Consider the following 11,685-nt stretch of genomic DNA (forward strand, 5'->3'; position numbering starts at 1 on the left):
TTGCTGAATATAATACAGTACAGATTGGGGAGGCGGTTACATTATGAAAAGTGAATTTGCATTTAAAATTTTCTTAGTAACGACCTGTTTATTTATCGTGTATTTGTATGCGTTTCTCGTCTTTTCTTTTTATGTTCCATATGTTGATTTAATATTGTTCGTCGGATTTATTTGGGCATTTGTTAAAGCGAGGGAAGGGGAGAAGAGTGTATATCGACGCATTACTTTATGCGGGACGGTCCTTCTCGTTATTTTGTACTTCTTTATGATGCATGATTTTTGGAGGGGAATGTAAAAAAGCATACGACTAATCGTATGCTTTTACGTTTAATATTTCGGTTTAAATGTATGACAACAAGTCTCTACACTCGTTGTTACAGAGCTTTCTAGCGTCTCGTTTGTTAAAGCAGCGCTTGTATACGAACTGTTTTCAATTTGACCTGCTTCTTGTGCATCAGGTTGAACAACGATTGCACTTGCTTGACAAAGGTTACCTTGTCCCCAAAATGAGCAATTGGAAACAGAGCATTTCACTTCTGGCATAAAATCCCCTCCTTATACATTAGTGTGGGATTTTACACGCATTTCATGTATAGAAGGAGTTTCCTTTTCTTATTATTTTTTCGTTTGCTCAAGCCACTCTTTTAATTTGTCTTCCGGTTGTTCGCCGCTAATACGGCTCACTTCTTTACCATCTTTAAAATGAATGATTGTTGGAGTACCTTTAATTTTATATTCATCCCAAGGAGCATCTAATTTTTCAATATCCATAACTTTCATATCAATATTCAAGCCTTTAGCCATTGGTACTACGATAGGAGATAATTTTTGGCAATGAACGCAAGATGTTTGATAAAAGTATACTGTTTCTTCTTTTTTCTCTTTTAAATTCTTTTGGAGATCTGAAAGAGAAATTTTGTTTGTGTAGTAGTCAGGACCATCTGATTGACTAGTAGCATTATCAATTTTTTGGCTTGTTGAAGCATTTTTTTCTTCCATTTGTGTTACAGCGAAAATTGCTGCAAACAAGGCGATAATAATACCACCAAATATAAGCATTTTTTTCATTCTTTCATCTCCTTATTTGTTTTTAATTACAATAAAGCTGCAAATAGCGATTGTGATAAAGCCAATAAGAGCTAAAAACGGGATTGTCACAAAGCCGAACCAGTTTATGTATTCTCCCGTACAAGGTACGCGTCCGCAAGCTGCTCCTGCAGCTGATAGTGCTGAAAGTTTTTGAATTGCATAATGATATAAAGAAATACAAGCACCAATACTTGCAATTGGTAAGGAATAACTTGCAATGCGATAATCTTTTTTTACTACAGCAATGCCGAGCCATAAAACGAATGGATACATAAAGATACGTTGATACCAGCAAAGGACACAAGGCTCAAATTTCATGATTTCGGAAAAGTATAGGCTACCTAGCGTAGCAATAAAAGAAGCTCCCCATGCAGTAAATAAAGCATACTCTTGCTTTTTTTCTCGTCCCATATTTTATACCTCACTTATAATAGTTACATACTAAATTATAGTATGAAGTAGTACAGAAAAGAAAGAGAAAATATGTTTATCAATAAAAGTTTTGTAAAAGGAAACTTTTATTGATATAAAAATGTTCAAAAAAGCGCCATTCTCTAAGAGAGAATAGCGCTATATTTTACATTTGAATTTGCTCTACTACTTCTTCTACATGTGACTTCTGGGATGCATGATCAATATATTGAAATAGGAGCTGCAATTGTTTGTCAACGTCTGGTAATTCTTTACTGTATTGATAAGCGTGTAAAAAGTGTTCAATACGCTTAGAAAATAGTTGGTCATTCGTTTGAACCATTAAAACGAGTAGTTTATCCCAATTACAGCAATACGTGTAATAGAGAGCTTTGTCATAGTCGTTATATGTTTGCACTGTGTTACCCTCCTTACCGAAGAGTTATATATAGTGTGTGACAAGCGAGGAGAAATACACTTGAAAGAATTTGTTAAGAAAAAAAGTGAATGAAAAGAAAAAAAACGAGGAGTCTCCTCGTTTTTTAAGCTTTTGGCATTGGCGTAGGTGTTGGTTTCCCATATCCTTCTTTGTATTTATTATCAATATAATTACGAATTTCAAGCGTTGATTTTCCTTTTTGTTTCATCGAAGCAGATTCAACTGCGATTTCTAAGCAATTTACACAAGTTGTTGCATGGGAATCCCAAACAACTTCACCATTCTTTTTGATTTCACGAATAAAGCAATTTTTATTATTTTTATGTCCTACACTTTCACCACAGCCGCAGTAACAAGGAATCCAATCTAATAGTTCAGCATTTTGTCCCGCGACAGTATAGATGTCTTTCATTTGTGGATCAAGCTTGTCTAGGAAGGCCGGAAGTGTGTCGACTCCTTTTGTCTTTTCTTGAATGTCAGCTTGCTGAGTATGCGATGCGTGGTCATGCTCTTCTTTTGATTCAGATGACTTTTTTTCGTTTGTACCAGTACTCCCACATCCAGTAAGAATTAAGCTCAGTACTACAAGTAAAGAAAATACATACTTTTTCATTCGCTTGTCCCCTTTACAAATGTATTAATCAAATTGTATCAAAGATTATGGTGTATCGGTTGAAGATTTTTTCGACTGATTTTTGAAGCGCCATCTTAGTGAATGGAATAGAAATAAAATTGGGATATAAGCGTATACAATATATAGACCTGCTTGAGACAGTACTGTATTTAATGTATTGATACTCTCACGGTTTGTAAAAAATAGGGATGAAATAAATACAATTGTGATAAAAAGTGGCAATGTAATTTTAAATGGTATGCGAAAAGAACATTTAATAGTACGGCAAGAAGACCAAATCGTTACACAAAGGTTAGGTAAAATAATAAGGAACCATACGAAAATAATTATGTATTCAAATCGTTGAATAAAGGGGATTTTAATAATTTTTAACATCGTTAATGTAGGCCAAATGGTATGATGCAATTGCTCTTGGCTATAGTACATAAAAGAAATGATTGCCAAGAGTACATATAGAATGGTTGAGAAGGCTATGCCACCATGCGCCCATTTCTTTAGAGATTTTCCTTTTTCAATAAAAGGATAAAAGATAAGGATTGCTTCGAACCCAAGAAATTCTAATGCAGAAGATTTGGCCGAAGTTAGAATGTCTATGGGTGAATGCGTGAGAATAGGTAAAATGTTGCGGAAATGTGCGTATTTCATCGGGAAGGCTAAAAATAGTACTACAAAAAACGGTAATACAGTGCCCCAAAAACATATTCCTGTTACAGAGCGGAATCCGCCTTTTATAACATAGTAAGTCACGAGTAAAAATAATAAAGTTAATTTCCATGGTTTAATGGTAGGAAAGACCCACACTTGAATGATCTCAATATATGTACGAAGAACTGTAAGACAAAATAATAGAAGGTATAAGGTGAAACAAACGGAAAGAAAGGTACCAAGCCACTTTCCGAAACATGTCATATGAATATTAATTAAATCATTATCTTTTTCTAACATTTTAAGCATACAAAATAATACGATATGAGTTGCAATACCTGCAACAATAAGGGAAATCCAAGCATCATAGCCAGCATATTGCGCAATAATTCGTTGATATCCTAACACACCTACTCCGATTTGAAGGGAGTGTAATAAAAGAAATACGAAATAAGGAGAAACAGTATTCTTTTTATTTTGCTCAGCCATTTTAGCACCTCATTATTCTCCGATACCAGATTGTACGACATTAACTTGCACATTAACCGCAACGTCTACGCTAGGGTACATTTCTTGAATTTGTTTCATACTCCATTTTCTTGAGTGACTACGAATTTCTTCACGTATACCTACTGGATCAATATCTTTTTCTTGGAATTGTTTTATTAATTCGTTTAAATGTTTTTCAAGTGTTTTTTCTACATGTTTTTTTACGTAAGTTATATTCTCCTTTTTAGATAAATCAAGCCAATCAGGAGTGTTTTTTATGAGTCCATTTAGTTTTAAGTGGATGTGAACTTTCGGAATACTACCATTTTGAGAAACGTCACAAACACTTTTTCCAGATAAGTTTTGAGTGGCGATTAATCCTTTATGTTTACCTTGACGTATCGGAACTTCGTAACGTCCATTTTTAGTTGGATTAATGAGTAATTTTAATAAAAAAGAGCCTTTTTTATCTGTATACATAGCCACTTTATCTTTTTTAAAAAAAGCGATGCCTTTAATAGAAGCTGATTTGTCTTCGTCAACTTCAATATAGGGAAGAAAGGGATCGCCTCCTGATGAGTAAAAGTTATACAAAAAAATATTTAAAGCGGTCCGAGGAATTGTTTCAGTTTCTATATTTTGCTCAAGTAAATCAGCAAGATAGAGCGATCCATTTGTTTTAACATGCTTGAGAAGTTCTTCTGTTGATCCGTCTACAAGTGCTAGCTGTACGTCTCGGCCAATGTTAGGGTCACGTTGTAAGTTGTTAATAACATCCCCAATTCCACGTTCACCAAATGCTTTTCCAAATAAGACAACACGCATTTGACCTACAGCGATCGTATGTGGCGATTTGGCGTTTAGCTGTGAAGAGATTGTTTCAAGTGTACTTGCAGTAGTTGACTGAGTTTCTGGTTTAGATTGTACGCCCTTTGTATAATCTGGATAGAGAATTGTCCCGCGAAATTTTTTATCTTTCGTTATATCAAATCCACCTACATGAATAATTCGCTGTGTGTCTACTATATTTGGTTGTGTACAGCCTGATTGGAAAATTAAAATGATAATGGAAAAGCATAATAAAATATTTTTCATTTCTCCTCACCATCATGTTTTTCTTTCGCTTTGTTTGGATCATAGCGCCATTTCTTTTTTGGTCTTAGAACAGAAGCACGCTGTGCAGTTTGGCTAAATGGTAAGCGTAGAAAGCCTTCCGCTGTCCCTAAACCGCGAAATGGATATAAAGGTAATAAATAAGGCGATCCAAGTGATTTTAAACGAATTAAATGAGCTAATATGAATACGAATCCTACAATGAGACCTAAGCCCCCAAATGCACCAGCTAAAAGAATAAGCGGAAATCGTAGTATCCGGATAGTAGAAGACATTTTTACAGTTGGTGTTGTAAAAGAAGCGAGTGCTGATAAAGCGACCGCAATTAATAAAATTGTACTTGTTAAAGCAGCTTGAACAGATGCTTGCCCAATTACAATCCCACCAACGATACCGATTGTTTGTCCAACTTTTGTCGGTAATCGTGCCCCAGCTTCGCGAAGTAATTCAATTGTAATTTCTAAAAAAAGTGCCTCTAAAACAGGTGGGAAAGGTACATTAGCTCTAGAATAAATAATAGGGCCAAGTAAATCAGCTGGAATCATTTGATAGTGATATGTTAATACAGCTGTATAAATGGCTGACGAAAATAAAGAGAATGCAGCTCCAAAAAAACGAACCATCCGAAGAAATGAGCCCGCTATCCATGGTAAATAATAATCTTCTGGAGAGACGAAGAAATCGAGTAATGTCGCTGGTCCAGCTAATGCATATGGTGAACCGTCTGTTAAAATGACAACTCCTCCATTCAATAATGCATAAACGGAGCGATCTAAACGCTCTGTAGGGAGTAAAACAGGGAAGGGAGAGTTGCTGTTATCACTAATAAACTGTTCAATCATAGTCGCATCGAAAGGAACATCAAAGTCAATGTCTTGTAGGCGCTGCATTGCAGTATTAACGTGCTGTTCATTCGTAATGCCTTCGATGTAAGCAACTACGACTTTTGTTTTTGATATAGAGCCAACTACAACTTGTTTGAAAACTAATTGCTCCGTTACAATATTCCGGCGAAGTAAGTGTATATTTGTATCAATATTTTCAACAAATCCAACTTTTGGACCGATGACACTATATTCATTTTCTGTATCGTTATATAACCGTGTACCTAACACTGAACTCTCGGCACGAATAAGTGCATATTCTGCTGAGTGAGAATCATTTTTTAGCTGAATAAGTACATACCCACTTAATAATTTTTCACGAATATCATCAATAGAAGGGGCGGTGATAATCTCCTCGAGTGTGACGATATTTGCTATATCGCTTATATTTTTAATGTGATCTAATTCTCTTTTTATAGGTGTTAAAATGAATCGATTAATGAGGAGTGATTCGGCTGTAGATTTATAATAAAACAAACATAACGTCCCATCTTCTACGATGTTATAAGAAACGAAATCACTAGACCCTTTCATAGTTTGGATAAATTCTGGAATGGAACAGATTGTTTTTGTATTCTTTTTAGACGAAAGAAACATTTTCTCACCCCTTGCCTACATCATTTACTCGTGTTAGTTTTTGGGAAAGACGGGAATTTATACTTGAAAATTGAAAGTTCATAAAGTGAAACTTTAATCAGTGGGGGTTTTGTTCATCTCCCACTGATTATTAGCCCTCACCAATCGGACGTTTACGGGCAGTTGATCGCCCACCTAACTTCTTTGCACCAGCCGAATTTTGAGGTGGGAGTTTTACTACCCACAAATAGCGGGATAAAGAAAAGGAAGAGTATTGAATATCTCTTCCTTTTTGGCAGGCTAATTTGTTTTCTTTTCTTTAATAGACTTCACTAATTTAATCATTTCTGCCCGTATATCTTCTTTTTTAACATTTAATTTTTCCGCAATTTGTTTAATATCCATCCCATCTTTTTTCATTTTCAGTACATCATCGAGAGAAGTATTACTTTTTTGAGCGATGATTGTTAATACCGTGAGCTGACGTAAGCTGATATTATACTCTTTCATTTTTTGTTTTAGTCCATCTGGTGTGGACTTTTGCATATTTGCTAATTCTTGCAGTAGTGCTTTTTTCGTTTCTTTATTCATATGATGCTTTTTCAATTTACTTGGATCTACACCGAAATGCTGTGCTGTTTTCTCCCAAGATTTATTTTGCTTATAGTAAGCTAAAACGTCTTTAATTTCCTTTTTACTGATTCTTGCAATGTGGGCAGCTTTCCAAATTTCATGTTTGTTATAGCCGAGTTTTTCGAGAGACTGCATTTCTTCCTCTGAGATTAGCTTATGATGATGCATTGTTACTTCTTTTGGCGAGGCAGCGGAAGCAGGGAAAACAGACACCCCGCATAATAATGCTGCCATAGTCATACTTACTGCGATTTTCTTATACATGTAAACTCCTCCTAGATGGGTAATGTGGAAAACTTACACATATCATTTCCATAAAATGTGAAAAACTTGTGAACAAGTTAAGTTTTTTTATTCACAGTATAAAAAGGAGTTTTTATAAGTTTTCCAACATAAAACATTGATTAATAGTGAAAAACTAGGTTATAATCGAAATTGAAAATCAATATCAATAATAAAGTGAAACTTTAATCAGTGGGGGTTTTGTTCATCCCCCACTGATTATTAGCCCTCACCAATCGGGCGTTTACGGGCAGTGGATCTCCCACCTAACTTCTTTGCTCCAACCGGTCTTTGAGGTGGGATTCTTACTGCCCGTTAATGCGGGACAAACTTATACATATAGATAAAAATAAGGGAGAGAAAAATATGACTACATATACTTCCATCGCAAATGTGATTAAAGAAAGACGTTCTGTTCGTACATTTACAGATAAAGCAGTAGACAAAGAGCTATTAATTGAACTATTAAACGACGCAACATGGGCACCGAATCATAAAAACCGTGAACCATGGAATTGTAAATTATACATTGGAGAAGGCCGTCAGAAATTAGTAGACGCAGTATTAAACTCTTTCACAGAAGAAGAAAGAGTGAAACGCGGCAAAATTTTATCTGACCGTTTCTTAAGCACACCTGCACAAATCGTTGTATATATGAATGAAGATCCGCGTCAAATTCCACGTGACGAAGATTACGCTGCAACATGTGCATTTATGCAAAACTTCCAATTGCTTGCTTGGGAACGCGGCTTAGGATGTGTTTGGAAATCAGGTGGATTAAACTACAATCCACTATTTATAGAAGGAATCGGTTTAACAAGAGGCCAACGCATCGTTGGAATTCTTCATATCGGCTATTTTGATAAAGCACCAGAAGGAAAAGCTCGTACGCCGATTACGGAGAAGATGGAGATTATTGAGGGTTAATTAGAAAGAGGCATTCTCGTTTTTTCGGGGGTGTCTTTTTATTATGCAATCAATCCTCATGAAAGCTTGTTCCTCATCATACACTTTCTTAAGGGAAAGTGTAAGGAGGGAAAATAATGAGAGCAAGTGACGATAAAGCGCTGCAATATGCGATAGCGGAAATTACGGAAATTGCGACTGGATTTGGGCTTGATTTTTATCCGATGCGTTATGAAGTATGTCCAGCGGAAATTATTTATACATTTGGTGCATATGGGATGCCGACGAGGTTTTCACATTGGAGTTTTGGAAAGCAATTTTTCAGAATGAAATTACAATACGATTTGGGACTTAGTAAAATTTATGAACTCGTTATTAACTCTGATCCATGTTACGCCTTTTTATTAGATACGAATTCTTTAATTCAAAATAAACTAATCGTAGCGCACGTTTTAGCGCACTGTGATTTCTTTAAAAATAATATTCGTTTTTCGAATACGAAGCGAGACATGGTAGAAAGTATGGCTGCAACAGCGGATCGTGTGAAAGCATATGAGCATAAGTACGGAAAGGCAGAGGTAGAAACATTTTTAGATGCCGTACTTGCCATTCAAGAACATATAGATCCATCACTTATGCGCCCGAAACTTGCATGGAGTATTGAAGATTTAGAAGAGGATGTTGAAAAGAAAAAGATATCACAGTACGATGATTTATGGAATTTAGATGATCGAAACAAAAAGAGGGAAAGACCTAATATGCATAAAAAGAAGAAAATCCCTCCGCAACCAGAGAAAGATTTACTTCTATTTATCGAAGAATATAGCCGTGAGTTAGAAGATTGGCAGCGCGATATATTAACGATGATGCGTGAGGAAATGTTATATTTCTGGCCGCAGCTTGAAACAAAGATCATGAATGAAGGCTGGGCTTCCTACTGGCATCAACGCATACTTCGTGAAATGGACTTAACATCTGGTGAAGCAATTGAATTTGCGAAATTAAATGCAGGTGTCGTACAGCCATCAAAAACAAGTATTAATCCATACTACCTCGGTATTAAAATGTTTGAAGATATTGAAGAACGCTATAACAATCCGACAGAAGAAATGAAAAGGCGCGGTGTGAAGCCTGGTTCTGGTCGTGAGAAAATGTTTGAAGTACGGGAAATTGAATGGGACGTATCGTTCCTAAGAAACTACTTAAATAAAGAACTCGTAATGAGAGAAGATATGTACTTATTCCAGCGCCAAGGTAAGGAATATAAAGTAATTGACAAAGAGTGGGAACAAGTACGAGATCAACTCGTAAATATGCGTACAAATGGAGGTTTCCCGTACTTAGTAGTGGAAGATGGAGACTACTTAAAGAATGGGGAATTGTACATTAAACATAGTTACGAAGGAATTGAGCTAGACTTAAAATACTTAGAAAAAGTATTACCTTATCTTCATCAGTTATGGGGAAGAACGGTGCATATGGAGTCGATTGTGGAGAGTAAGGGCGTTGTGTTTTCTTATGATGGGAAGATGGTGCATCGGAAGTATGTGTGATGGAAAGAACGGACATAGAATGCTGTGTCCGTTCTTTTTTATTTGGAACAAAGTTAAATATGCTATTCTTAAAGAAAGGGAGTTACATATAGAAATGGAGCGATCTAAATGAGCAAAGTAGGGGTATGTAAGGTGGAGATTACACCACCCTTAGGTATTGATTTTATCGGATACCATAGAGAAACAGGGATTAATAATATTGAAGAGCGCATTTATGGGACAATTTTTGTATTTGAAAAAGATGAAATGAAAACTGTGTTTATAAGTATTGATAATATCGGAATGTTAGTAGAAGATACGATGATAATTCGTGAACGAGTAGCTAGTGAGCTTAATGTACCGTTGCAGCAAATAACAGTTGTTTATACGCATACTCACTCTGGTCCGGAAACAGTCGGCGATCACCCTTTAATAAAGTCGTATAAAACGATTTTACTAAATAATGTAGTACAGGGTGCTATTACTGCGAATAATAATATACGGTCATGTGAAGTTGGCTGGGGTGTTACAACAGGTGAAATTGGAGTAAACCGAAGAGAGAGAACATCTGATGGAAAAGCGAAGATGGGAACAAATATAGAGGGTGTTGTAGATAAACGAATTGGTATGTTAGCAATAAGAGATGTTGAAACGAAGGAGTTATCTGGGGTTTTAGTGTTTTGTACTGCTCATCCGAATGTTTTAAAAGGAGATAGTGATGCATTATCAGCGGATTATCCTGGGATGACGAGAGAGATTCTTGAGAAAATAGTAAACTGCCCAGTTATTATCGTTCAAGGTGCTGCTGGAAATGTGAATGCGAAGTATCGCGGTTCAAGGGAAGCATTAAAACAAATGGCTTACATGCTTAGTGGACATGTATTAACGATGTTACCAACAGTTACATATAGCCCAATTGTAAATTTGAGAACAATTTCGAGTACGATGCAAATGAAGTTGAAGGATATTCCTGAAATTGATGAGGTACGAAGCATGGCTCAATTAGCTGAGAAGCAGTGGAGCGTGAATACTGATGAATGGCTTACTATCGTATTAGAGAAATATAGGGAAAACATGCGGCAGTTAAGTATCGATTTAGAAATTCAATTGTTTCAAATTAATGATGGTATATTCTCTGGAATACCGATGGAACCTTTTTCAGAAACTGCTTTAGAAATGAAAGAGAGTCTTCAAAATGAACTAGCTTTCTTTGGTGGCTATACGAATGGATATATTGGTTACTTACCGACAAAAGAGGAGTATGCATATGGTGGATATGAAGTGGAATTAAATCCTGTTGTGTATGGGCCAGTTACAAACTTGTTGATGCCGCCAGAGGAGAATACGGCAGAGCTGATCGTGCAGAGAGTTACGAAATTATATAATGTATAATATATGGATATCCCATATATTTAAAACAAAATTTAAAGGAATCAATGATTTTAATAAAGCTGTAAAAAACGAATCCATTTTGAAAAAGAATAATCAAAGTGGATTCGTTTTTTATATGGAGTTTTTGTTTACCAAACAGGTCGTATGCTCGATGATAATTTTCCTGTATTTTCTTTAGTAACGAATGTTGTTAAATCCTCTTTAAGCATTTGCATTCGTTCTGCACCTATGTTTGCAATCCATCGTTGTTCTATTTCAGCTACTATTTCTTCTTTTGCTTTCATTACTGCTAAACCACGCTCGGTTAAAACAATAATTTTACCTCTTTTATCAGTAGGATGCGTTTGGCGCGTGACATAACCACTGTTCTCAAGAGAATCTACCATTTTACTTATGGCTTGTTTTGAGACCCCTAAATATTCAGCTAGTTCTATACCGGTTGCTCCATTAGGAAGGATACGTTTGAACATAAAACCATGCGCTGGCCTAATATCTTCAAATCCCAATTCACTTAATTTGTAATGTAGTTCAGTAATTAATGTGCTGAAAGATAGTGATAAAAGTGATGTAAGATCTAGTTCGTTAAGTGTTTGATGAGTCATGTATATAACCTCCTTACTTATAGTCAATTAAATTGACTATAAGTAGAATCTATTGTAC

The 11,685-nt window shown here is 35.8% G+C and carries 14 protein-coding genes; 4 read left to right on the forward strand and 10 right to left on the reverse strand.

All coding sequences use genetic code 11. From position 1 onward, the window contains the following. Window positions 1-43: 43 nt before the first annotated feature. On the forward strand, window positions 44-295 hold the full coding sequence (locus tag AB3X48_RS04040; protein ID WP_016103774.1) for a hypothetical protein: 252 nt from the start codon (window positions 44-46) through the stop codon (window positions 293-295). Window positions 296-327: 32 nt separating this feature from the next. Here the strand turns inward: AB3X48_RS04040 and AB3X48_RS04045 are convergent, their stop codons facing one another. From AB3X48_RS04045 to AB3X48_RS04085, 9 genes are all read right to left on the reverse strand, one after another. Beyond that, on the reverse strand, window positions 328-543 hold the full coding sequence (locus AB3X48_RS04045) for a DUF1540 domain-containing protein (RefSeq protein WP_002150465.1): 216 nt from the start codon (window positions 541-543) through the stop codon (window positions 328-330). Window positions 544-615: 72 nt separating this feature from the next. Beyond that, complete coding sequence (locus tag AB3X48_RS04050) at window positions 616-1,068, reverse strand: thioredoxin family protein (RefSeq protein WP_002159214.1); 453 nt, start codon at window positions 1,066-1,068, stop codon at window positions 616-618. A 12-nt stretch (window positions 1,069-1,080) separates the two neighbouring features. Then, the gene (locus tag AB3X48_RS04055; protein WP_002159213.1) at window positions 1,081-1,500 is read right to left on the reverse strand and encodes a disulfide formation protein C; all 420 of its coding nucleotides are present in this window, start codon (window positions 1,498-1,500) and stop codon (window positions 1,081-1,083) included. A 166-nt stretch (window positions 1,501-1,666) separates the two neighbouring features. Beyond that, window positions 1,667-1,918, reverse strand: a complete 252-nt coding sequence (locus AB3X48_RS04060) for a YhdB family protein (protein ID WP_016103775.1) — start codon at window positions 1,916-1,918, stop codon at window positions 1,667-1,669. Window positions 1,919-2,042: 124 nt separating this feature from the next. Then, a complete protein-coding gene (locus AB3X48_RS04065) occupies window positions 2,043-2,552 on the reverse strand; it encodes a PCYCGC motif-containing (lipo)protein (RefSeq protein ID WP_002186740.1) in 510 nt (169 codons plus the stop codon). 45 nt (window positions 2,553-2,597) lie between these two features. Beyond that, window positions 2,598-3,707, reverse strand: a complete 1,110-nt coding sequence (locus AB3X48_RS04070) for a GerAB/ArcD/ProY family transporter (RefSeq protein ID WP_016103776.1) — start codon at window positions 3,705-3,707, stop codon at window positions 2,598-2,600. Between the two features lie 12 nt (window positions 3,708-3,719). Further along, on the reverse strand, window positions 3,720-4,802 hold the full coding sequence (gene gerYC / locus AB3X48_RS04075) for a spore germination protein GerYC (RefSeq protein ID WP_367958860.1): 1,083 nt from the start codon (window positions 4,800-4,802) through the stop codon (window positions 3,720-3,722). Then, window positions 4,799-6,301 carry a spore germination protein gene (locus AB3X48_RS04080; protein ID WP_016103778.1) on the reverse strand — a complete coding sequence of 501 codons (1,503 nt, stop codon included), beginning with the start codon at window positions 6,299-6,301 and terminating at the stop codon, window positions 4,799-4,801. Before AB3X48_RS04080 ends, gerYC begins: the two co-directional genes overlap by 4 nt. A 279-nt stretch (window positions 6,302-6,580) precedes the next feature. After that, window positions 6,581-7,177 (reverse strand): hypothetical protein, encoded by a 597-nt coding sequence (locus AB3X48_RS04085; RefSeq protein WP_016103779.1) that lies wholly within the window; start codon window positions 7,175-7,177, stop codon window positions 6,581-6,583. A gap of 384 nt (window positions 7,178-7,561) precedes the next feature. On the opposite strand from AB3X48_RS04085, the gene AB3X48_RS04090 reads away from it, so the two are divergent. The 3 genes from AB3X48_RS04090 (at window position 7,562) to AB3X48_RS04100 (ending at window position 11,025) form a co-directional block, all read left to right on the forward strand. Further along, window positions 7,562-8,122 (forward strand): nitroreductase family protein, encoded by a 561-nt coding sequence (locus AB3X48_RS04090; RefSeq protein WP_002159207.1) that lies wholly within the window; start codon window positions 7,562-7,564, stop codon window positions 8,120-8,122. Window positions 8,123-8,238: 116 nt separating this feature from the next. After that, window positions 8,239-9,654 (forward strand): stage V sporulation protein SpoVR, encoded by a 1,416-nt coding sequence (spoVR, locus tag AB3X48_RS04095; RefSeq protein ID WP_016103780.1) that lies wholly within the window; start codon window positions 8,239-8,241, stop codon window positions 9,652-9,654. Window positions 9,655-9,762: 108 nt separating this feature from the next. Further along, entirely contained in the window at window positions 9,763-11,025 is a 1,263-nt protein-coding gene (locus AB3X48_RS04100; protein ID WP_016103781.1) for a neutral/alkaline non-lysosomal ceramidase N-terminal domain-containing protein, read from the forward strand. A 128-nt stretch (window positions 11,026-11,153) separates the two neighbouring features. Here AB3X48_RS04100 and AB3X48_RS04105 read toward each other — a convergent pair whose 3' ends face one another. Further along, window positions 11,154-11,627 (reverse strand): MarR family winged helix-turn-helix transcriptional regulator, encoded by a 474-nt coding sequence (locus AB3X48_RS04105; protein WP_016103782.1) that lies wholly within the window; start codon window positions 11,625-11,627, stop codon window positions 11,154-11,156. Window positions 11,628-11,685: the final 58 nt, after the last annotated feature.

The organism is Bacillus sp. S4, assembly GCF_040838205.1.
Taxonomy (GTDB): Bacteria; Bacillota; Bacilli; order Bacillales; family Bacillaceae_G; genus Bacillus_A; species Bacillus_A cereus_U.